Raw genomic sequence first — 21,961 nt, forward strand, 5'->3', positions numbered from 1 at the left:
ACCCGGCCCGCACCCCCTGAAAGCGCCCTAGGGGGTGCTTTTCAGCCGGACGGGTGAAGCACCCCGTCCGGACTCGTCAGCCCGTGCGCAACTCGCTGTCGACCGGCGCGCTTTCGGCCGCCCGACGCAGCAAGGGGGTCCGCCGCGCGGGCCATTCCTCCTCCGCGCACTCGACGGCGAAGACGCGCGTCAGATCGTCGAACCGGTAGACGCCGGCCCCGGTCCGCTCCAACAACCCCAGGTCGGCGAGGAGTTCGAGCTGCGCGGCGACCTCGGAGCTGTGCACGCCCAGCAACTGGCTGGATTCGGGAACCCCGATCTCCTCCAGCCCCACCCTGCCGAGCAGCCGGAACAGGTGGGCCGTCTCGCCGGGCAGGCCGCGGTAACTGGCGGCCAGCGAGGCGCGCAGGCTCATCCCGTCGTCACCCACGACCGTCAGCAGGTCGAGCCGGGTCACCGGGTCCTCGTAGAGCGCCGCCAGCCGCTCGGGGCCGGCGTAGGAGGCTTCCAGCAGCGCTGCGGCGGTGATCCGGATGCTCAGCGGAAGGTACCCGCACAACTCGGCCAGCCGGTGGACCGCCGCACTCCGCCCCCCGGCACCCTCGCCGCCCAGGAGCTTGCCGAGCAGTTGGGCGGCGGGAGCGGGGAGCAGCGGTTTGAGGCCGATGCGGTGCGCGCCGTACCGCGCGACCAGCCCGCGCTGGGGCCGGCGGCTGGTGACGATCAGACAAGCCGACGCCTGCGGGATCAGCGGTCCGATCTGCTCCATGTCCACGGCGTCGTCGAGCACGACCATCATCTGCTTCTCGTGCAGGAGGCTGCGGTAGAGCATGGCCCGGCCGTCCAGATCGACGGGCAGGTCCGCCCTGCTGACACCGAGGCTCTCCAGCAGCCGACCCAGGGCATGGAAGGGATGGATCGGACGTTCACCGGTCCCGCCGAGGTCCGCGTAGAGCTGGCCGTCGGGGAAACGGGGCCCCAACTCGTGCGCCAGTTCGAACGCGAGAGCGCTCTTGCCCACCCCGGGCCGTCCGTCGACGGCGACGATGGGGGTGGCCCGCCCCCGCGCCGGGGACGCCTGGTCGAGCAGCGCGCGCACCTGCTCCAGCTCCGCCTCGCGGCCGGTGAACATGTGTGCTCGGGATGGAAGTTGACGCGGGCACAGTCCCATCCGGGTCAACACGGCGCGCTCGCCGCCCGCCTGGGAGGGGGTCTGCACGACGGCCGGGCCGGCCGACGCGATCTGCCGCCGCACGGCACTGTCGTCCACCGTGCCCGCCAGGATCCTGGCGTGCAGCTCCTGCAGTTCCGATCCCGGCTCGATGCCGAGTTCGTCACGGAGATGGCAGCGGGCCTCGCCGTACGCCTGGAGGGCGTGCGCCTGCCGGCCGGACCGGTAGAGCGCCAGCATCAGCAGCCACCGCAGCTTCTCCCTCAGGGGTTCCTGCGCGACGGCCTCGCTCGTCACCACGATCGCCTCCTCGCTGCGTCCGGCGGCGATCATTCCGGCGATCCAGTCCTCCGCGGCGGAGAACCGCATCTCGCGGAGCCTGCTCCGTTCCAGGGCCGCGAAAGGGCCGGGCACCCCGGCGAGGGCATCCCCGCGCCACAGCCCCAGCGCCTTGCCGAGCATGTCGAAGGCGGCGTCGGAGTGGCCCTGCGCGGTCAGTCGCCGGGCCTCCGTGAACTGCTGCACGAACTGCGGTGCGTCCACCGCCTCCAGGGGCAGGCGCAGTTCGTATCCGCCGGCCACGGAGAGCAGGACACCCCCCGACTCTCGCCCGCGGCGCGTGGGGTCCAGAGCCCTGCGCAGGCCCGCGACATAGGTGTGCACACCGTTGATGGCCGTGTTGGGCGCCACCGGACCCCACAGTCCGTCGATGATCTGGCTGGGGCCCACCACCGTGCCCCGGTGGGTGCTGAGCAGCGCCAGCAGTGCCCGCTGCTTCGGCGGCCCCACGGCTAACTCTTGATCACCTCGCCAGACGCGGAGAGGTCCAAGAAGTTGAACAGACAGTGAACCGGCCGCAGCCGACATGAGCTCCCCCTTGAGAAGTACGACGTGGTCACGTCTCGGGACGCGGCGACCGGGCCACGAGGCCGTAGAGGTATGCGGAAGCCCCGTCGATGACACGGACGCCCGTCAATTCCCCACCCCCGAGCGGTTTCCGTCGCACCCCGACTCCATTACGTCATCATTCGATCACACGGCAACCTCGGCCAACAAGACGTTCCGAGAGGCCTGCAACTTCCTGCTCGCAACCGGTTTCAGCGCCGTGAACACCTCGTTGCGCCTGCCCGAATCCGCCCTGCGGAGAGCTGCCGAAAGGCCGCCCCTTCGACGCGGGGCAGGGCGGGAACGGAGGAGGAAGGGCTTTCCCCCGGCATGGGATTTGATGAGAATGCGGCCCCTTCTCCTCCGGATTCCGATCCGGCCATCCCGGGGGTAAGCCCATTAACAGCCGGTCCGTCGGACCCACCCCGTTCACCCGTTTCCCTCACGCCTCCCGGGCGTCACCCGCCCCCGTCCCGGCTCCGCCCACTAGTGTCGGAGCCCCCGGTTCGGGACAACCGATCGAAAGAGGTCCAGATGGAGACCAGCGGATCCGCCAACATCGGCGTCGTCGGGCTTGCGGTGATGGGTTCGAACCTGGCGCGCAACCTCGCCTCCCGCAAGGGCAACAGCGTGGCCGTCCACAACCGCACCTACGCCCGCACCGAGAGGCTCCTCTCCGAGCACCCGGAAGCGGGCTTCATCGCGGGCAGGTCGATCGACGACTTCGTCGCCTCGCTGGCCAGGCCCCGCACCGCCATCATCATGGTGCAGGCGGGAGCGGGCACGGACGCGGTCATCGACCAGCTCGCCGAGCGGTTCGAGCCGGGCGACATCATCGTCGACGGCGGCAACGCCAACTTCCAGGACACCATCGCCCGGGAGAAGCGGATCGCGCCCACCGGCATCCACTTCGTCGGTGTCGGCATCTCCGGCGGCGAGGAGGGCGCGCTCAAGGGGCCGTCGATCATGCCGGGCGGCTCGGAGGAGTCCTACCGGACCCTCGGACCCATCCTCGCCTCGATCGCCGCGGTCGTCGGGGACGAGCCCTGCGTCACGCACGTGGGCACCAACGGCGCCGGCCACTTCGTCAAGATGATCCACAACGGCATCGAGTACGCGGACATGCAGTTGATCGGGGAGGCCTACGACCTGCTGCGGACGGTGGGAGGCCTTGATCCGCGCGCGATCGCCGACATCTTCACCGAGTGGAACAAGGGCACGCTGGAGTCCTACCTCATCGAGATCACCGCCGACGTCCTGCGCCACGTCGACCAGGCCACGGGGCAGCCGTTCGTGGACGTCGTGCTGGACCGGGCCGGCTCCAAGGGCACCGGCGTGTGGACCGTGCAGAACGCCCTGGACCTGGGCGTGCCGGTGGGCGGCATCGCGGAGGCCGTGTTCGCCCGTGCCGTCTCCGGCAAGGCCGAGCAGCGCGACGCGGTGCGCCGCCTGCGCCCCTCCCGGCCGGAGCCGCAGGCGGTCTCCCCCTCCTTCGCGGACGACGTGGCCGCGGCTCTGTACGCCTCGAAGGTCGTCGCGTACGCACAGGGCTTCGACGCCATCACCGCCGGCGCGGAGAAGTACGGCTGGGACATCCACAAGGACCGGATCGCCAAGATCTGGCGTGGCGGCTGCATCATCCGGGCGCGGTTCCTCGACCGCATCGCCCAGGCGTACACCGAGAACCCGGACATCGCCACGCTGCTCGAAGCCCCGTACTTCGCGCAGGCCGTCGCCGACGGGCAGGACGCCTGGCGGCGCGTGGTCGCCACCGCCGCACTGTCCGGCGTCCCCGTACCCGGCTTCAGCTCCGCCCTCAGCTACTACGACTCCCTGGCCGCCGAGCGCCTGCCCGCCGCGCTCGTCCAGGGCCAGCGGGACTACTTCGGCGCCCACACCTACCGGCGCACCGACAGGAGCGGCACGTTCCACACGCTGTGGTCCGGCGACCGTACGGAGGTCGAAGTCGACGGCCACTGAGGTCGACGACAGTGCCTGGGGTGCGCCGGGCTCGGACACCGGCGGCCGCGTGGACTCGTCGTCGGGGCGAGCGGTGAGGGGCGGGGGACGGCCTGTGCGGTCGTCCCCCGCCCCTCACCTGTCCTGTCCCCACTGCCTGTGGCTACGGCCACGGCTGCCGATCGGGACCGGGCCGGGTCAGGTGAGCGGCGGTCCCGGTTCCGGGTTGGGTACGGGCTCCGGGCCCGGCGGGATCGGTGACGGGGAGGGCTCCGGCGGGCCGGGGTGCGGGGGCGGCGGAGTCGGCCCCGGCGCCGGGCCGGGTCCCGGGGGCTGGGGCGTCGGCTCGGGTCCCGGACCCGGGGGCTGCGGGGTCGGTGCCGGGCCGGGGCCAGGCGGTGGCGGCGGGGGCGTCGGGTCCGGGCCCGGCCCGGGCGTCGGAGGCGCGGGCGTCGGGTCCGGTCCCGGAGTCGGTCCCGGGGTGGGCCCGGGCGGGACGGGATCCGGATACGGGTTCGTCATGGCGGGGTCCTCCGGCCAGTCGGTCGAGAGCGGCTCTGGACTTGTCCCCCGCCTACCCGACCGCGGTGTCCCCACTCACTCCCCCGCATGAAGGGCAGGGCCCAAGTGGCCGAGGAGGTCCGCAGCTCCTCAGACCGCCGGCCGGCCGTCCCGTACGGCGTCCGCCCCGGCGGCCAGGCCCGGCGCGGGACTGGCCAGTACCGGAATCCGGGTACGCGTCAACCGCCCGGCGGGCGCCATGGACGCCTGGGCCAGGACGATCGCGTCGGCGTCGGTGACCGCGTCGGCCGCCTCGGCCACCAGACGTGCGTAGCGGTCGGTGTCCCCGGCCTCGAAGTACGGCCAGGCACCGTCGACCAGACCCGTCCGCACCTCGACGGGGCGCCCGGCGCGCCGGGCCTCATCGGCGACGAGTGCCCGAGTCGGCGCGAGCGTGCTCTCCACGGCGGCGAGGACGACGACGCGCGGGCCGGCGGCCACCGCCGCGGCGGCCATCGGCCGGTCGACCCGCAGCACGGGCACCCCGACACTGCCGGCGCCCTCCTCGGCGACACCGCCGATGGTCGAGCAGGTGCACAGCACGGCTCGCGCGCCGTCGGCGACGGCCTGCCGCAGCGCGGCCAGTACGCCGGCCCGCACCGCCTGCGGCCCCTCGCGCCGGGCCCGGTCCAGCAGCCCGGCATCGACGTGGTGCCGCAGTTCCAGGCCGGGGTGAGCCTCGTCGCGCAGGGCGTCGAAGACCGGCACGTGGACGGGTGAGGTGTGCAGCAGGGCCAGCATGCCGGTCAGAACCGGCCGGGGTGGGCCACGAGCCATTCCTTCGCCGCGCGCAGCAGCTCGGGGTCGGCGGCGGGGGCCTCGTCCGGGTGCCGCTCGGCCCACTTGACGACGTACGGGCACAGCGGGGCGACGGGGATGCCCTCGCCCCGCGCCATGGTGTAGAGCTCGCGTGCCAGCGAGCCCGCGATGCCCTTGCCCTCGTGGGCCGGCTCGACGATGGTGTGCACGGGGACGAGGGCGCGCTCGGGGGCTTCCAGGACGAAGTACTCGATGTGGCCGACCACCTCGCCGTCGCCCCTGGCCTCCAGGCGGCCCGCCGCCCGGTCGTCACGGATCTCGATGTCGCTCACGGGCACGCTCCTCGTACGAAGGGGTCAGGCCGACACGGCCTGGGGACTGCGCTGCTGGTCCGATCCCGGCACCGGTTCGGACGGGTCCGCACCGAGCTTGACGATGCGGTTGTCGCCGTCCACGTGCACGACTCTCGGCTTCAGCGACCGCGCCTCGGCGTCGGTGACCTGAGCGTAGCTGATGATGATCACCAGGTCGCCGGGGTGCACGAGATGGGCGGCGGCCCCGTTGATCCCGATCACGCCGGAGCCGCGCTCGCCCTCGATGACGTACGTCTCCAGCCGGGCACCGTTGGTGATGTCCACGATGTGCACGAGCTCGCCGGGCAGCAGATCGGCGGCGTCCAGCAGGTCGGCGTCGATCGTCACGGATCCCACGTAGTGCAGGTCGGCCTGGGTGACGGTGGCGCGGTGGATCTTGGACTTGAACAAAGTACGCAGCACTTTGGACTCCTAGAAGACGGCTCCCCGCCAGCTTCCTGCAGGTCAGGGGCGTTTCTCACTGTACATCGGCCGCCTTCGACTCGAACACCTTTCACAACATCGGGCGCCGTGGCGAACAGGCTTCTCATCTGCGCGTTCTACGCGAATCATGCTGCCGCGAAGCCGTTGAGCAGGAGCGCGTACGGAATACTGTGGGATGGCGTGCCCGATGCCGCGTTTGCGCAGGTAGGAGCGGAACCCGCGGGAGGCGTACGCCTTGTCCGCGATCACGTGGTCCGGGCGGCAGCGCGGTCGGCATCGCCCCGCACGCGGCACCCGGATGCGCTCAAGCAGCGGACGGGCGCAGACGCCGCGGTGACGCCGGCCGGCCGTGAGCAGGAGGGCCGGCGGCCGGCCCGGGCCGTCGCAGGCGAGGTGGCCCTTCGTGGTCAGTCCGCCTCGGAACCGGCCGAGGGCGTCATCGTCCGGTTCGTCCGGCCGCTCCGTCCCCCTCTTCGGCCGGTGGCGGTGGCGTGCTGGTGGGCGCGGACGATGGTGGAGGCGATGCAGGGCCCCGGCAGGTCACGCCAGGAGAGCCCGGTCCGCATCTTGTAGGCCATCGGCGGTCCACCACCCGAGGCCGACCCGTCGCGTCCCGTGGAATGAGCGGGGCGATTAACTCCCGATCCTCATGGGTGAGTTCATGACGACGCACCACGCCACCATGGTCCGCCATCTGGCGACCTGTGAAGAGGGACTCTAGAGGGCGGCCCCGGCTTCGAGGTCGAAGGGGACACCTGTGAGCTGCTCGCTCGCCGTCCACAGCCGTCTGCCCTCCGCGGGGTCGTCGGCGCCTGTGGGGAGCTTGACGGGCTTGGGGGTGCCGGAGGTCTGGTCCCGTCCGGCGGGGCCGATGAACCGGCCCGACCGGACGTGCGGGCTGGTCGCCGCGTACAGGGAGGGCCAGGCCGCACCCTCGGCCGAGCCCATGAGCAGGCGTGCGGCGATCGGGGTGACCATGCGGCTCAAGGTGCCGGTGCCGTGCTGCTGCAGACCGGTCATCGCCGACCCCGGGTGGACGGCGAGCGCCTCGACGGGGCTGCTTGCAGTGCGGCGCGCGAGTTCGAGGGTGTAGACGATGTTGGCGCGCTTGGACTTGGCGTAGGCGCCCATGGCGCGGTAGCTCTTCTCGCTCATCAGGTCGTCCAGCTTGCCCATCGGCCACCGCGCCGCGATGGCGCTGACGGTGACCACACGCGGTGCGGACGAGCGGCGCACGGCGGGCCAGACCTGGGCGTTGAAGGCGAAGTGGCCGAGGTGATTGGTGCCGACCGTCATCTCGAGGCCGTCGTGGGTGGTCCGCCGCTCGGGCAGGTTCATCACGCCGGCGTTGTTGAAGAGCAGGTCGACCGTCTCGGTCTCGGCGATTCGGGCCGCAGCGTCGCGGACGGAGGAGAGGTCGGAGAGGTCGAGCACGAGAGTGTCCGTCCGGGCCTCGGGGGTCGCGGCGCGTATGGCCTCCGCGGCCTGGTCCAGCTTGGTCTGGCTGCGGCCGGCCAGGATGACGCGGGCCCCGTGCCGGGCGAGCGCGCGGGCGGTCTCGAGTCCGATCCCGCCGTTCCCGCCGGTGATCAGCGCCGTGCGGCCGGTCTGATCGGGGATGTCGTCGGGAGTCCAGTGGTTCACCGTTGTCACGCTCCTCGGATTCGTTGATTCGTGCTCGGTGCGGCGCTCGGCAGTTTCGTGATGGCGAGTCGGAAGAGCATGCCGATGATGTCCTCGGCGAAGCGGCTTCGGTGACGACCTGGATGATGTCCAGGCGCATGCCGCTGAACGCGCGCGGGACTGAGCCGCCATGAACTTCCCATTGGCGCAGGCGCCTCGGCGTTCTCCCAGGCTGGCGCCGTGTCACGTGATGTGCGGCTGCACGAAGTTGGTCGACAACGTCGAGACAGTCCCCGTTGACGACTTCGCAGGGAAAGGCGTCGCTCTTCGTGCGCAGCCCAGACCCGCCCCCCCCTTTCAGACCGGTGGTCTGTTCGACTGCGATCCCAACATAGAAGACCACCGGTCTGATGTCAAAAGACCGGCAGTCTGTAACCTGGGGGCATGACGAACTTCCAGCGCGCGCGCAGTGAGGAGCAGCGTGAGGTACGGCGCCAGGCCATCCTCGACACCGCCGCCGCCATGCTCGAGGAGATGCCCATCGGCGAGATCAGCCTTAATGAGCTGAGCCGCCGCGTCGGGCTGGCGAAGTCCAATGTGCTGCGCTACTTCGAATCGCGTGAGGCGATCCTGCTGGAGCTGCTCGACCGTGCCTGGCGGCAGTGGGTGGCCGACTTGCCTGCCCTTGTGCACGCAGGCATGGACCAGGACGCTCCGGTGAGCCGGCGTGGTGAGCAGTTCGCCGCCGTCATCGCGGCCTCCCTTGCCCAGCGCCGGGTCCTGTGCGACCTGCTGAGCGCGCAGGCGGGCGTACTGGAACACAACGTCTCCCCGCAGGTGGCCGCCCGCTACAAGCGCGCGGCCGTGGCCAACGTCGCCGACATCGCGGCGTTGGCCCACCAGCACCTTCCTGAGCTGGGCGACAGCGCACCGCAGTTGACCGCAGCCATGATCATGGCCGCCGGCGCCGTGTGGACACATGCCCGGCCCTCCCCGGCGATGCTCGCCGCCTACGAAGCCGACCCCTCACTCACCGCGTTCAAGCTGGACTTCGTAACTGCCCTGCAGGAGATGCTGGCCACGCTCACCGCGGGCACCATCGCCCGCGCCTCCGCCTGAGCCCGTCCATGCAGTAGCCGCGGGCCGGCCGCAGTGGCCGGCGCGCGGTGGCGCGGGGCGACCAGGTACGACAAGACCGCCACCTCCGACGAAGCAGCGGCCTCTCTCACCTCGTTCCTGCTCCGGGCGAGACCTGTGGGAAGACGGACCCTGGCCCGCTGGCGAACCAGCCCCGCTCCGGTCGGAACGTGAACGCCTGAGTGTCGGCCAATACATCACTGGAGGTGTGCTCGCACGGCAAGGGCGGTGCACCGCACACCTCGAAAGTCCGCTCAACCCAATGGTGCGCAACCCGTCCGAAAGCGTAGGCGTGCGAAACCGGTGCGGCGTCGTTGGACACAGCGACACCTCCATCACGTCCACGAGGGGGAACACACTGGCGTCCGTCGAACGGGACAACGGTGGAGCCGGGAACCCGCCCAAGGCCGCGGCCGGCTCCCGCGGGACCCAACCGCCCGACCACCAGACGGCGAGCCCACCCACCAGCGCGAGGACTGCGTCACCCCGACTCCGCCTTCGCGCCCTTTGTGTTCGACTCCCTGACTCCGTCACGGAGCAACCAAGAGCGTCCCCAGCCGATAAGGACCCAGCCAGAACATCGATCGGAGGCATTGCGTGCCTGACGACATTCAACAGGCGATCTCAGCCGTCCCGAGTCCGGCGACAGGAGGTGGGCCACGAGAGCACCACATGCACCTGCTCCCGCGGTACTACCGCCAAGTGGAGGCAGGCCGCAAGACGATCGAAGTGAGGGTGGCCACCCCACGAAAGCGCGCCGTCGCAGCCGGCGACACAGTCGTCTTCCACGACCGCGACACCGGCAGGGAACTCGACGTCATCGTGCAGCGGATCACCCCGTACCCCTCCTTCGAGGACCTGCTCAGCTCGGAGGACCCCGCCCGCATCGCCCCGGACGGACCACCCGGAGAACTGCTCGCCAACCTCCGGAGCATCTACCCGCCGGCCAAGGAAGCCCTCGGCGTCCTCGCCCTCGAATTCGACCACCGACCGGCCCGCCCAGGCCGCCCCATGCCGATGACGCCCACGCACTACGCACAGACCGTCCCCCACCACACGGTGTACGGGTGCTTGTACATCCGAGACGAGCACGACAGGCCGATCCAGCTGCGCTCGGTGTACGGATCGCGACTCTGGCAGTTCCCGGGCGGAAACCTGGACGCCCAAGGAGAGGACCCGCTGCAGACCGCCCGCCGCGAAGCGGTCGAGGAGACCGGCCTGGAACTCGGCCCGGACGCGCCGCGGCTGTTGCTGACGCACTTCGTGCACGCCGGGCCCGGCACGCCACTGAACAAGGTGGGTCTCGTCTTCGACGGAGGGCAGTTGACCGCGGACCAGCTCGACCGGATCCGACTCGATCCCGCCGAGCACGACATGTGGGCCGTCCACGACCTCGCCACATGGCAGGAGCTGATGGCGACACGGGCCTTCGCCCGGCTCGACGCCGTCGAGCGAGCCCGTCGCGGCGAGGGCCCCGGCTACCTCAACACGCACACCTGACCTCAGTACGCCCACCTGGCGAGCAGGGACACCCGTCTCTCCCGAACGGCCGCAGCAGAGGCTCGCCGCCCGCACCGGATCCCCGGCCTTGACGGACCCCACCTCGTCCGCGGCGGATGCGGCGTTGAGGTGGCGACGAAAGAGTCCGATTGCTGCACCGACAACCTCGTGGCAGTGATCGCCTCCGCAGTGACTGAGGGGCGCAAGACAGACGCTGACAAGTAGGGCGACATCGGGGCGGGCCGACCTCGCCGTGGTCCTCGTCCGGCTCGAAGCACTCGTAGACGACCAGCCCAAGCGCCTCCAGTACGGGCCGGACACCCTCAACGGCCTCATGGCCGGCACCGGCCTGACCCTCGACGATCCAGCGGCACCGTGACCAGCCGACGTTGCTGCACCGAGCGGCCTCATGTTCGAGGACTCGCACCGGCCCGTCGCACGGGTCATGCGAGCCATGGGGACTTCTTGTGACGCATGTGTGGGGCGATGTCCGAGCCGCCCGCGGCAGCGGACGTGCCCGTGGTGCCGGGTGCGGCCGAGTGCCCCAGATGCCGGTGCACGAAGTGGATGGCCATCGCGCCCTCACCGGCCGCCGAGGCCACCCGCTTCACCGAGCCGCTGCGGACGTCCCCTGCCGCGAAGACCCCGGGCAGGCTGGTCTCCAGGGTCATGCACGAGCGCCCGAGGCCGTGCCACACCTCGGGGTGGGCGCAGGCTTCCTGGGCCTCCGGCCCGGTGAGGACGAAGCCGCGGGAGTCGAGGGCGATGCTGCCGGCGAGCCACTCGGTGTGGGGTTCGGCACCGGTGAAGACGAACAGGCCCCGTACCGCGAGTCGGCGGTGCCCGCCCGTGCGGTTGTCGACCACGTCGAGCTCCTCCAGCACCTCCTGGCCGATGACCTCGGTGACCTCGGTGTGCAGCATGATCTCCACCCGCGGATGGCGCTCGACCTGGTCGATCAGGTAGCGGGACATGTTGGCCTCAAGGCTGGGTCCGCGGACCAGCAGGTGCACCTTCGGCGTGTACCCGGCGAGGAACAGCACCGCCTGGCCCGCCGAGTTGCCTCCGCCGACGACGGCCACCGGGTCGGTGCGGCACTGCTGGGCCTCGTAGACGGTCGCCGAGTAGTGGACGCTCGTTCCCTCCAGGCGTTCGATGCCGGGCACCTGGAGCCGGCGGTAGCGGGCACCCATGGCCAGGACGACGGCGCGGGCGGCGATCTCGCTGCCGTCGGCGAACGCCACCACGAAGTGGTCCTCGTCCTTGGGATGAAGACCGGTCGCCTCCGCCGGAATGCTGATCCTGGCGCCGAACTTGTCGGCCTGGAACACGGCGCGTTCGGTGAGTTCGGCGCCGGAGATGCCGGAGGGGAAGCCGAGCAGATTCTCGATGCGGGACGACGTGCCGGCCTGACCGCCGGTGGCCATCGCCTCCACCACGGTGGTGCTCAGGCCCTCGGAGGCGGCGTACACCGCGGCAGCGAGGCCGGCGGGCCCGGAGCCGACGATCAGGACGTCGCCGTGACGGTTTCCGGCGGGCAGTGACGGCAGACCGATGAGCCGGGCCAGTTCCGCGTTGCTGGGGTTGCGCAACAGGGTGGTGTCCCGCCAGATGACGAGTGGTGTCTCCGCCGGGCCGACGCCGAAGCGGCGCAGCAGGTCCTCGGCCTCCTCGTCGGTCTCCAGATCGATCCAGCGGTGCGGCAGCCGGTTGCGGACGGCGAACTCGCGCAGCCGCCTGGTGTCGGGCGAGTAGCGCGAGCCGATGATGCGGAAGCCGGCGCCCTGTCCGACGAGCAGTGCGCGACGGCCCAGACAGGCGCGCAGCACGACGTCCCCGATGGTGGAGTCCTGGGACACCAGGTGGCGCAGCTGCTCCAAGGAGACGACGAGGACCTCGCCCGGCTCTCGGGCGACAGCGGTGTAGAAGGCCACCTGTCCGTGCAGCAGCCCGAGTTCGCCGATGAAGCGACCGGGGCCGTGCACGCGCAGCACGTGCTCCTCGGGAGTGCCGTAGTCCTCGACGACGGCGACGGAACCGCTGAGGACGACGAAGAACGCCTCGCAGCGCTCCCCCTCCCGGATCAGCACGTCGTTCGGAGCCATGCTCCGGCGTTGCCCGTGCTCCGCCAGACGTGCTGTCTGGTCCTCCGTGAGGCGCGGGTACGCGCCGTAGATGTCCGGGGTCTCCCAGAAGGCGGCCTCGTCCGCTTTCTCCGGCACCGGTTCCCCGCCCGGCAGCGACTGGTCGGCGGACATCAGACGAACGCCTCGTGGACGAAGCACCAGCGCCAGTCCTCGCCGGGCTGGAACGACTGCACGATCGGGTGGGCGTCGGCGGCGGCGTGCCTGCGCGCGTGCTTGTTCGGCGAGGAGTCGCAGCAGCCGACGTGCCCACAGGTCAGGCAGAGCCTCAGATGGACCCACGGGGAGCCGAGCAGCAGACACTCCTGACACCCTTCCGGGGTCAGCGGCTGGACCGGCTGGACAAGCGCGAGGTGGGGGTCTGTGTGCAGGGTCATCCGGATCACCCTTCCCGGGCCGTGATCGACTGTTCCACCCACTGGCGCAGAGCGGGGGCGGGCGCCGCCCCCGCCTGCCGGGCGATGGTCTCCCCCTTGTCGAGGACGAGCAGTGTCGGCACCGCCTGGACCTCGAAACGCTGCGACAGTCGCGGGTTCTCGTCGACGTCGACCTTGACGAGTTTGATTCGCCCGGCCAGATCGGTGGCCACCTTCTCCAGCGCGGGGCTGACCATGCGGCAGGGGCCGCACCAGGTGGCCCACAGGTCGACCACGACGGGGACGTCGGCCCGCTCGGCGACCTCGGTGAAGTCGTCGTCGCCCGCGTCCACCATCCACGGCAGGGGCTGCTTGCAGTGGCCGCACTTGGGGCGGCCCTCCGCGGCCGCCGGCACCCGGTTGGTGCGCCGGCAGTTCGGGCAACTGACGGTCGCCGCCTGCATCGTGCTCATGCCGCCCGTGCTCCCTTCTCGTCCTCGGGCTAGTCGTAGGTGACCACCAGCTCTCCGGCCTGGGCGTCGACGCGGACCGTGGCGCCGTCCTGGACGTCGCCGCGCAGCAGGGCGCGCCCGACCAGCGTCTCGACCTCGTGGGAGATGTAGCGGCGCAGCGGCCGGGCCCCGTACACCGGGTCGTAGCCCTGATGCGCGATCAGTTCGCGTGCCGCGTCGGTGAGTTCGACGGTGATGCGGCGTTCGGCGAGCCGCTGCCGCAGCTCCTCGAACTGCAGCTCCACGATCCGCTCGATCTGCCGCTCACCGAGCGGCTTGAACAGCACAATGTCGTCGACGCGGTTGAGGAACTCCGGGCGGAAGTGCCCGCGCAGCTCACCCATGACCAGGGCGCGGGCGTCGGGTTTGATCTCTCCCTCGGCGGTGACGCCGTCGAGGAGGTGCTCGGAGCCGATGTTGGACGTCATGATGATCACGGTGTTGCGGAAGTCGACGGTGCGGCCCTGGGCATCGGTGATGCGGCCGTCGTCGAGGATCTGCAGCAGGGTGTTGAAGACATCGGTGTGCGCCTTCTCGATCTCGTCGAACAGCACGACCGAGTACGGCTTGCGGCGTACGGCCTCGGTGAGCTGGCCGCCTTCCTCGTAGCCGACGTATCCGGGCGGTGCGCCCATGAGCCGGCTGACGGTGTGCCGCTCCTGGTACTCACTCATGTCGAGGCGGACCATGTTCTCCTCGGAGTCGAACAGGGCCCGGGCGAGGGTCTTGGCCAGCTCGGTCTTCCCGACGCCGGTGGGGCCGAGGAAGATGAACGAGCCGATGGGGCGGCGAGGGTCGCGGATGCCGGAGCGGGCGCGGATGACGGCGTCGGCGACGAGCTTGACGGCCTCGTCCTGGCCGATGACGCGCTCTCGCAGGATCTCGTCGAGGCGCAGCAGTTTCTCGCGTTCTCCCTCCTGGAGGCGGGCGACGGGGACGCCGGTCCAGGCGGCGACGATCTCGGCGATCTCCTCCTCGGTGACGACCTCGCGCAGCAGCCGGTTCTGCCCTTGTTTGGCGGCCAGTTGCTCCTCCTCCGCGGCGAGTCGGCGTTCCAGGTCCTGGAGGCGGCCGTAGCGGAGTTCGGCGGCGCGGTTGAGGTCGTAGGCGCGTTCGGCCTCCTCCGCCTCGTGGCGGACCTGCTCCAGTTCCTGGCGCAGTTCCTGCACGCGGCGGATCGCCTGCCGTTCGGCCTCCCACTGGGCGTGCTTGGCGTCGGCCTCGCCGCGCAGGTCGGCCAGTTCCTTGCGCAGCTCCTCCAGCCGGGTCTTGCTGGCGGGGTCGGTCTCCTTGGACAGGGCGGCTTCCTCGATCTCCAGGCGGGTGACGCGACGGGTGATCTCGTCGAGTTCGGCGGGCATGGAGTCGATCTCGGTACGCAGCCGGGCACAGGCCTCGTCGACGAGGTCGATGGCCTTGTCGGGCAGGAACCTGTCGGTGATGTAGCGGTGGCTGAGGGTTGCCGCGGAGACCAGCGCGGTGTCCTGGATCTTCACGCCGTGGAAGACCTCGAGGCGTTCACGCAGTCCGCGCAGGATGGAGATGGCGTCCTCCACGCTCGGCTCGTCGACCAGGACCTGCTGGAAGCGGCGTTCGAGGGCGGCGTCCTTCTCGATGTGCTTGCGGTACTCGTCGAGGGTCGTGGCGCCGATCATGTGGAGTTCGCCGCGGGCCAGCATGGGCTTGAGCATGTTGCCCGCGTCCATGGCCCCTTCGGCGGCACCCGCTCCTACGACGGTGTGGAGTTCGTCGACGAAGAGCAGGATGCGCCCCTGGGCGGCCTTCACCTCGGACAGCACGGCCTTGAGGCGTTCCTCGAACTCGCCGCGGTACTTGGCGCCGGCGACCAGGGAGCCCATGTCGAGGGCGAACACCGTCTTGTCGCGCAGGCCCTCGGGGACGTCGCCGCGGACGATGCGCTGGGCCAGGCCCTCGACGATGGCGGTCTTGCCGACGCCGGGGTCGCCGATGAGGACGGGGTTGTTCTTGGTCTTGCGGCTGAGGATCTGGGTGACGCGGCGGATCTCCGCGTCACGGCCGATGACCGGGTCCAGCCGTCCGGACCGCGCCTCGAGGACCAGGTCGCGGCCGTACTTCTCCAGAGCCTCGTAGGCCACTTCGGGGTTGGCGGAGGTGACCCGCTGGTTGCCGCGGACCTGGGTCAGTGCGCTCAAGAACGAGTCCCGGGTGATGCCGTGCTCCTTGAGCAGGCGTCCGGCGGCGGTCGCCGAGCCCTCCTCGGCCAGGGCGAGCAGGAGGTGCTCCACGGACACGTACTCGTCCTTGAGGCGTTTGGCCTCCCGCTCGGCCGCGTCCAGCAGCCGGGACAGGCGCTGGGTGACGAACACCTGGCCCGGCGCCGCACCCGGGCCGGTCACCTTGGGCCGACGGGAGAGTTCCTCGCGCACGGCAGCGCGCAGTTCCTTCGGCTCGGTGCCGGCCTGCTGCACCAACCGCGGGATCAGACCGTCCTCCTGATCGAGGAGAGCGAGCAGCAGGTGTTCACCGTCGACCTCGGTGTGCCCCATGCTGACGGCCGCCGTCTGGGCCTCCTGGAGGGCTTCCTGGGACTTCTGGGTGAGACGGTTCATGTCCATGGGGGTGTTTCACTCCTCGTGCCGCGGCCGCGCAGGGCGGCTTCGAGCAGGCTGATGCGGTCGAGCAGGTCGAGCACCAGGCCGATGGATGCGTAGTTGAGGCAGAGTCCGGTGCGCAGCCGCTGGATGCGGGCGAGGACCGCCGGGGCCGTGCGGTCGAACACCAGGCGTCCCGCGTCGTCGCGCTCGGCGTCGACCAGGCCGAGGGCGACGAACCGCCGGATCAGGTCAGGATGGAGGCCCGAGCGACGGGCCACGGCGTCGAGGGAGAGCCTGGGGGCGGGCACGAGCGCGTACCGGACAGCCGTCGAGGCGGTGATGTCGGCGCCCGTTCGTACCGGACGGCCGCCCGCACCGGCCCGGCCGATGCCTGCCGCTCCCGCGGGTCGGTCGTTCATCGCATCCTCCTGGGGTCGAACGAGGAAGTGGCGGCGAGCTCCTCGAACAGTTCGCGCTCCCGGTCGCCGAGGGTGGGCGGCACCATGATGCGGAGTTCGGCGTACAGGTCACCGTTCGCGCCGCGCGGGTTCGGCATGCCCTCGCCGCGCAGCCGCAGCCGTCGGCCGCTGGACGAACCCGCGGGCACCGTGACCTTGGCCGTGCCGCCGCCGGGCGTGGGTACCGGCACGGTGGCACCCAGGGCCGCCTCCCAGGGAGCGACCGGAACCTGGATGTGCACGTCGCGACCGTCCAGCCGGAACCTTGGGTGGGGCTGGATACGCACCCGCAGGTACAGGTCGCCGGGGGCGGCGTCACCGCTGCCCTGTCCGCCCTCACCCGCCAGTCGGATGCGCTGCCCGTCGGTGACGCCCCGCGGCACGTCGACCTCGTACTGCCGCGGCTGCCCGGCGGGACCGGCGAGCGTGACGGTGTGGCGGCCGCCTCGGTACGCCTCCTCGACGGTGAGCGGCAGTTCGGCCTCCTGGTCCGCTCCGGGGACGCCGCCTCGGGCGGCGCCGGCTCCGAACATGGAGCCGAGCAGGTCCTCGATGTCGATGTCCTCCGCGCCGAAGCCGCCGGCGTACCGGACGCGAGGTCCGCCACCGCCTGCGGTCCTCCGACCGCGGAAGCCGCCACCCGCTCCCGCCGCGACCCGTTCGTCGTAGTCCTCCGGGATCTTGCGGAAATCCTCGCCGAAGCGGTCGTAGCGGGCTCGGGTCTGGGGATCGGACAGGACGCTGTACGCCTCGTTGAGGTCCTTGAACCGCTCCTCCGCCCCGGGGTCCTTGTTGACGTCGGGGTGGTACCTGCGGGCGAGTTTGCGATAGGCCTGCTGGATCTCGTCCTGGCCTGCGGTCCGCGACACGCCCAGCACCTCGTAGAAGTCCCGCGCCATGACCGGTCACTCCCGCTTCGCGACGGTCACGGCGGCGGGCCTGAGCTGCCGCTCGCCGTCCCCGTAGCCGGGGCGCAGCACCTCGACGACCGTGCCCGGTGGGGCATCGGGGTCCTGGACGACGCCGACCACCTCGTGCCGGGCCGGGTCGAAGGGGACGCCGGTCTCCGCATGCCGCGGGTAGCCGAGCAGATCGAGGACGTTCACCGCCTGGTCGCGTACGGCCCGGATGCCCTCCACGATCGCGCCCGGATCGGCGCCGGCGTGGGTCAGGGCGAGTTCGAGGTTGTCGAGGACGGGCAGGAAGGCGGCCGCCGTGCGGGACCGCTCGGCGGCCCGTTCGCGCTCCAGTTCCCTGGCGTGACGCTTGCGAAGGTTGTCGAGGTCGGCGAGTGCGCGCCGCCAGCGGTCCTCCAGTTCCCGGACAGCGGTCGTGTACGCGTCCTCGGCAGGCGTGGGGCCGGCGGCATCGGGTCCCGGTTCGCCGTCCGCCGGTTCGGGCCGGGACGGCGGGCCCGGTTGCGGCACATCCCCGCGAGGGGGGCGTACGGCGCCTTCCGGGGCCGGTTCGACCGGATCCGAGGCGGCCCGGTCGGCTTCGTGGGGGTGGCTGGGCATGACGCGCCTCAGTCCTTGTCGAACTCGGCGTCGATGACGTCGTCGTCACCGTCACCGCCACTCGTGGGACCATCGGTGGCGGCATTCCGGACGGGGCCGCCATCCGCGGTGGCGGTGCCCTGATGAGCCGCCAGCCCGGCGAACGCCTGCTGGAGTTCGGAGGTCAGGGGCCGCACGCGCTCCACGCCTGCTTCTTCCTTGATCGCCGCCCGGGCGTCGGACACGAGCATCTCTGCGCGTGCCTTCTCGTGCGCGGGCGCCGCGTCGCCCAGTTCGGTGAGACGCTTCTCGACCTGGTACGCGACGGCGTCGAGTTCGTTGCGGGCGTCGACGGCGTCGCGGAGTGCCTGGTCCTCGCCCCGGTTGCGCTCGGCCTCCTGGACCATGCGTTCGACCTCACCGCGGTCCAGGTTGGAGCTCTCGCTGATGGTGATGCCCTGTTCCTTGCCGGTGTCCCGGTCGCGGGCCTTGACGTTGAGGATGCCGTTGGCGTCGATGTCGAAGGTGACCTCGATCTGCGGTTCACCCCGCGGCGCGGGCCTGATGTCGGTGAGCTGGAACCGGCCCAGCACCCGGTTGTCGGCGGCCCGCTCGCGCTCGCCCTGGAGGACCACCACATCGACGGCCGGCTGGTTGTCCTCGGCGGTGGAGAAGGTCTCGCTGCGGCGCACCGGGATGGTGGTGTTCCGCTCGATGATCTTTGTCATCACTCCGCCGCGCGTCTCCACGCCCAGCGACAAGGGGGTGACGTCGAGCAGCAGGACGTCCTTGACCTCGCCCTTGAGCACCCCGGCCTGGATCGCGGCGCCCAGGGCCACGACCTCGTCGGGGTTGACACTCATGTTGGGTTCCTTGCCGCCGGTCAGCCGGCGGACCAGGGCCTGGACTGCCGGAATACGTGTGGAACCGCCCACGAGGATGACCTCGTCGATGTCGCTCTCGCCGACCTTGGCGTCGGCCATTGCCTGCTCGACGGGTCCCAGGCAGCGCTCCACCAGGTCGCTGTTGATCTGCTCGAACGTGGACCGCATGATCGAGTCGGTGAGGTGCTTGGGGCCCGAGGCGTCGGCGGTGATGAACGGCAGGCTGACCTGCGTCTGTGTCACTGAACTGAGCTCGGTCTTGGCCTTCTCCGCCGCCTCGAACAGTCGTTGCAGCGCCTGCGGGTCCTTGCGCAGGTCGATGCCGTTCGCCTTCTGGAAGTCGTCCGCGAGGTGATCCACCAGACGCCGGTCGAAGTCGTCGCCGCCCAGGTGGCTGTCGCCGGCGGTGGAGCGCACCTCCACCACGCCGTCGCCGACGTCGAGGATGCTCACGTCGAAGGTGCCGCCGCCCAGGTCGAAGACGAGGACGGTCTCGTGCTCCTTCTTGTCCATGCCGTACGCGAGGGCGGCTGCCGTCGGCTCGTTGATGATCCGCAGCACCTCCAGTCCCGCGATCCGTCCGGCGTCCTTGGTGGCGGTGCGCTGAGCGTCGTTGAAGTAGGCGGGCACCGTGATGACCGCCTCCGTGACCCGCTCCCCGAGCTGCTTGGAGGCGTCGTCGGCGAGTTTGCGCAGCACCTGTGCGCTGATCTCCTCAGGCGCATAGAGCTTGTCCCGCACCTTGAAGCGAGCCGCCCCGCCGTCGCCCTCGACGACGTCGTAGGCCACCGCCCTGGCCTCGTCGGAGATCTCGTCGAAGTGCCGGCCGATGAACCGCTTGGCCGAGTAGATGGTGCCCTTGGGGTTGAGGATCGCCTGACGTCGAGCCAGTTGGCCCACCAGACGTTCCCCGGTGTCGGTGAAGGCCACCACGGACGGTGTCGTGCGGTTGCCCTCGCTGTTGGGCACGACGGCCGGCTCGCCGCCCTCCCACACGGCGATCACCGAGTTGGTGGTGCCCAGGTCGATGCCCACTGCCTTGGCCATGAGGAACTCCTCCCGGTACGGCGCCCGCGTCGACTCTCCGGATCACGTTCGTTCAGGTGGGACCTCCGCCGGCTCCCCACCGGTGCGGCACGGAGGGTGCCGAGCACTCCTCAGCGTGACGAACCGGGTGGCTCCACGCCTGCGCCTGGCGAGTCAGGAATGCACGGGTCCGGTCGCCCCACGAGTACGAGAGAAACAATCCGCGCTCCGGGTAGGCCGGCCCGAGAGCGGGTACGCGAATCACCGCTCGCCCCCGTGAAGGCGCGGGGAGAACGGAGCGATCCCATGGCCCGCAGTCGGGCGCACAGCCTGTACCGCCGCTACTCCAACCGGAAGGGCAGCCTTCCACGGGGCAGCGCCGGGCGGCATCCCGCGGCCGCGCACAGAGGGCCCCGCACCCCGGCCGACCATGCCCTCCGCGACCTGACGGTGCTCTCCCGCGCCCTGTTCGACACCCCGGACGAAGGCGAGATCCTGCGCCTGGCCATGGACCACATAGCCGCCGCCGGGCCCTACAGCGCCGAGGCCGGATACCTCACGGTGGACGGCGACCTGGTCCCCAGCCCGAGGAACGGACAGATGCATGCCTCGGCCGTGGGCCGGAGGGTGCGGGAGCTGGCCGGGCAGGACGGCCCCGTGACCGTACCCGGCAGGTCCTGGGGCCGGGCCCTGGGCCTGCGCGGACTCGAAGGACTCCACGGCTACCTCGTGGTGACGTCCCGCTCCCGGCCCACCGAGGCCGAGCGGTCCCTGCTCGCCACGCTCGTCGGGCACACCGCTGCTGCACTGTCCGTCGCCTTCGCACACCGCCGCCGACGCGAGGACGCGCTGGAGCTGCACCGGCTGAGGGACGAACGCACCGCCCTCCAGCAGCAGCTGATCTCCGTCGTGGCCGAGCTGGGGTACCAGCGGGCCGTTCACGCGCTCATGGCCGACGTCGCTGCCTCCAGCGACGGCGAGGAAGCCGTCACCCGTGCACTGCACAGGCTCACCGGACTTCCCGCGCTGGTCGAGGACCGCTTCGGTCGGCTGAGGTCCTGGACCGGCCCCAGCCGCCCCGACCCCTATCCCGAACCGGACCCCGTGCGCCAGGACGAAATGCTGCACGCCGTCGCCCGGGAGGCCGGGCCGGTGCGGATAAAGGACCGGCTGGTCACCCTGGTCCGTCCGCACGGCGAGATCCTGGGCGTACTGGCTCTGGTCGATGTCCGTGACGAGGCCGACGAGCACACCGTACTCGCGCTCGGACACGCCGCCACGTCGCTCGCCCTGGAGCTGGCGCACCTGCGCGATCTGGCCGAAGTGGAGCTGAGGCTGCACCGCGATCTGGTCGACGACCTCCTGGCCGGGACGGCCGAGGCGAGTGCCTACGCCCGGTCCGAGGCAGTCGGACACGACCTGCACCGCAGCCACTACATCGTCGTGGTGCAGTGGTCGAACCGGACTGCGGACGATTCCTTCGCGCAGGCCGTGGGCCGGGCGGCCGCCGCCGTGGGGATGCACTCGCTGCTGACCCGCCGTTCCGAGCACGTCGTCCTCGTCGCCGATGGCAGGCCGCACGCCCGCGCGTTGTACGAGGCGCTCGCCCGGGAGACCGGGACACGGTCCGGGACGATCGGGGTGAGCTCCCCTTGCGACTCCGTGGACGACATCCCTCGCCACTACCAGGAGGCGAGGCGCGCCCTGGAAGTGCGCCGCCGCTCCCGCGAGCGCTACGGCACGACGTTCTTCGACGAGCTCGGCCTCTACCGCATCCTGGGACCCGGCAACGATGACCGGGAGCTGGAGACGTTCGTCCAGGAGTGGCTCGGGCAGCTCATCGACTACGACTCCCTACACCACGCGACCATGGTGGAGACCCTGTCCCGGTACTTCGACTGCGGCGGCAACTACGACGAGACCGCGGAATCCCTCGCGATCCACCGCAGCACGCTGCGCTATCGGCTCCAGCGCATCCGCGACATCAGCGGCAACGACCTCGCGAACGTCGAGGACCGGCTGAACCTCCAGGTGGCGACCCGAGTGTGGAAGATCATGCTGGGCGGACCCGGCTGATGCCTCAGGGCGAGTGGCCCGGAAGAAGGTGTCCGACGCCG

20 protein-coding genes are annotated in these 21,961 nt (G+C 70.9%); 5 read left to right on the forward strand and 15 right to left on the reverse strand.

What is annotated here, in order from left to right; all coding sequences use genetic code 11:
- Nucleotides 1-76 precede the first annotated feature (76 nt).
- Nucleotides 77-1,960, reverse strand: coding sequence for an AfsR/SARP family transcriptional regulator (locus ACIRG6_RS37115; RefSeq protein ID WP_403326479.1), 1,884 nt, complete (start codon nucleotides 1,958-1,960; stop codon nucleotides 77-79).
- Between the two features lie 630 nt (nucleotides 1,961-2,590).
- Between ACIRG6_RS37115 and gndA the strand changes: the two genes are divergently transcribed.
- Complete coding sequence (gene gndA, locus ACIRG6_RS37120; protein WP_364684102.1) at nucleotides 2,591-4,036, forward strand: NADP-dependent phosphogluconate dehydrogenase; 1,446 nt, start codon at nucleotides 2,591-2,593, stop codon at nucleotides 4,034-4,036.
- A gap of 630 nt (nucleotides 4,037-4,666) precedes the next feature.
- Here gndA and ACIRG6_RS37125 read toward each other — a convergent pair.
- From ACIRG6_RS37125 to ACIRG6_RS37150, 6 genes are all read right to left on the reverse strand, one after another.
- Nucleotides 4,667-5,317 (reverse strand): aspartate/glutamate racemase family protein, encoded by a 651-nt coding sequence (locus ACIRG6_RS37125; protein ID WP_364684104.1) that lies wholly within the window; start codon nucleotides 5,315-5,317, stop codon nucleotides 4,667-4,669.
- A 5-nt stretch (nucleotides 5,318-5,322) separates the two neighbouring features.
- Nucleotides 5,323-5,667 carry a GNAT family N-acetyltransferase gene (locus ACIRG6_RS37130; protein WP_350720432.1) on the reverse strand — a complete coding sequence of 115 codons (345 nt, stop codon included), beginning with the start codon at nucleotides 5,665-5,667 and terminating at the stop codon, nucleotides 5,323-5,325.
- Between the two features lie 24 nt (nucleotides 5,668-5,691).
- A complete protein-coding gene (gene panD / locus ACIRG6_RS37135; protein WP_364684107.1) occupies nucleotides 5,692-6,111 on the reverse strand; it encodes an aspartate 1-decarboxylase in 420 nt (139 codons plus the stop codon).
- 42 nt (nucleotides 6,112-6,153) lie between these two features.
- Nucleotides 6,154-6,543, reverse strand: a complete 390-nt coding sequence (locus ACIRG6_RS37140; RefSeq protein ID WP_364684151.1) for a transposase — start codon at nucleotides 6,541-6,543, stop codon at nucleotides 6,154-6,156.
- Nucleotides 6,540-6,710, reverse strand: a complete 171-nt coding sequence (locus ACIRG6_RS37145) for a hypothetical protein (RefSeq protein ID WP_364684109.1) — start codon at nucleotides 6,708-6,710, stop codon at nucleotides 6,540-6,542. Before ACIRG6_RS37145 ends, ACIRG6_RS37140 begins: the two co-directional genes overlap by 4 nt.
- Nucleotides 6,711-6,849: 139 nt before the next feature.
- Complete coding sequence (locus ACIRG6_RS37150; RefSeq protein WP_364684111.1) at nucleotides 6,850-7,776, reverse strand: oxidoreductase; 927 nt, start codon at nucleotides 7,774-7,776, stop codon at nucleotides 6,850-6,852.
- A gap of 423 nt (nucleotides 7,777-8,199) precedes the next feature.
- Here ACIRG6_RS37150 and ACIRG6_RS37155 point away from each other — a divergent pair, with 423 nt between their 5' ends.
- The 3 genes from ACIRG6_RS37155 (at nucleotide 8,200) to ACIRG6_RS37165 (ending at nucleotide 10,771) form a co-directional block, all read left to right on the forward strand.
- A complete protein-coding gene (locus ACIRG6_RS37155) occupies nucleotides 8,200-8,874 on the forward strand; it encodes a TetR/AcrR family transcriptional regulator (protein WP_364684113.1) in 675 nt (224 codons plus the stop codon).
- 690 nt (nucleotides 8,875-9,564) lie between these two features.
- Nucleotides 9,565-10,392: an NUDIX domain-containing protein gene (locus ACIRG6_RS37160; protein WP_364684115.1), complete on the forward strand. Its 828-nt coding sequence runs from the start codon at nucleotides 9,565-9,567 to the stop codon at nucleotides 10,390-10,392.
- A gap of 253 nt (nucleotides 10,393-10,645) precedes the next feature.
- Nucleotides 10,646-10,771, forward strand: coding sequence for a hypothetical protein (locus ACIRG6_RS37165; protein ID WP_364684117.1), 126 nt, complete (start codon nucleotides 10,646-10,648; stop codon nucleotides 10,769-10,771).
- 64 nt (nucleotides 10,772-10,835) lie between these two features.
- On the opposite strand, the gene ACIRG6_RS37170 is transcribed toward ACIRG6_RS37165, so the two are convergent.
- From ACIRG6_RS37170 to dnaK, 8 genes are read right to left on the reverse strand one after another with little or no spacing between them, the layout of a single operon-like run.
- Nucleotides 10,836-12,650 (reverse strand): FAD-dependent oxidoreductase, encoded by a 1,815-nt coding sequence (locus ACIRG6_RS37170; RefSeq protein WP_364684119.1) that lies wholly within the window; start codon nucleotides 12,648-12,650, stop codon nucleotides 10,836-10,838.
- Complete coding sequence (locus tag ACIRG6_RS37175) at nucleotides 12,650-12,913, reverse strand: UBP-type zinc finger domain-containing protein (protein WP_364684121.1); 264 nt, start codon at nucleotides 12,911-12,913, stop codon at nucleotides 12,650-12,652. Before ACIRG6_RS37175 ends, ACIRG6_RS37170 begins: the two co-directional genes overlap by 1 nt.
- Before the next feature lie 5 nt (nucleotides 12,914-12,918).
- Entirely contained in the window at nucleotides 12,919-13,365 is a 447-nt protein-coding gene (trxA, locus tag ACIRG6_RS37180; RefSeq protein WP_364684123.1) for a thioredoxin, read from the reverse strand.
- A gap of 29 nt (nucleotides 13,366-13,394) precedes the next feature.
- Nucleotides 13,395-16,001, reverse strand: coding sequence for an ATP-dependent chaperone ClpB (clpB, locus tag ACIRG6_RS37185; protein ID WP_403326489.1), 2,607 nt, complete (start codon nucleotides 15,999-16,001; stop codon nucleotides 13,395-13,397).
- The gene (locus ACIRG6_RS37190; protein WP_364684127.1) at nucleotides 15,992-16,399 is read right to left on the reverse strand and encodes a chaperone modulator CbpM; all 408 of its coding nucleotides are present in this window, start codon (nucleotides 16,397-16,399) and stop codon (nucleotides 15,992-15,994) included. The genes clpB and ACIRG6_RS37190 overlap by 10 nt, the downstream gene beginning before the upstream one ends.
- Complete coding sequence (locus tag ACIRG6_RS37195; protein ID WP_364684129.1) at nucleotides 16,396-17,337, reverse strand: J domain-containing protein; 942 nt, start codon at nucleotides 17,335-17,337, stop codon at nucleotides 16,396-16,398. Before ACIRG6_RS37195 ends, ACIRG6_RS37190 begins: the two co-directional genes overlap by 4 nt.
- Nucleotides 17,338-17,343: 6 nt before the next feature.
- Nucleotides 17,344-17,955, reverse strand: a complete 612-nt coding sequence (gene grpE / locus ACIRG6_RS37200) for a nucleotide exchange factor GrpE (RefSeq protein ID WP_364684131.1) — start codon at nucleotides 17,953-17,955, stop codon at nucleotides 17,344-17,346.
- A gap of 8 nt (nucleotides 17,956-17,963) precedes the next feature.
- Nucleotides 17,964-19,865: a molecular chaperone DnaK gene (gene dnaK, locus ACIRG6_RS37205; protein ID WP_364684133.1), complete on the reverse strand. Its 1,902-nt coding sequence runs from the start codon at nucleotides 19,863-19,865 to the stop codon at nucleotides 17,964-17,966.
- Nucleotides 19,866-20,150: 285 nt separating this feature from the next.
- Here dnaK and ACIRG6_RS37210 point away from each other — a divergent pair, with 285 nt between their 5' ends.
- Nucleotides 20,151-21,920 (forward strand): PucR family transcriptional regulator, encoded by a 1,770-nt coding sequence (locus tag ACIRG6_RS37210; protein ID WP_403326494.1) that lies wholly within the window; start codon nucleotides 20,151-20,153, stop codon nucleotides 21,918-21,920.
- Nucleotides 21,921-21,961: the final 41 nt, after the last annotated feature.

This window comes from Streptomyces flaveolus (assembly GCF_044765825.1).
GTDB classification, from domain to species: domain Bacteria; phylum Actinomycetota; class Actinomycetes; order Streptomycetales; family Streptomycetaceae; genus Streptomyces; species Streptomyces flaveolus.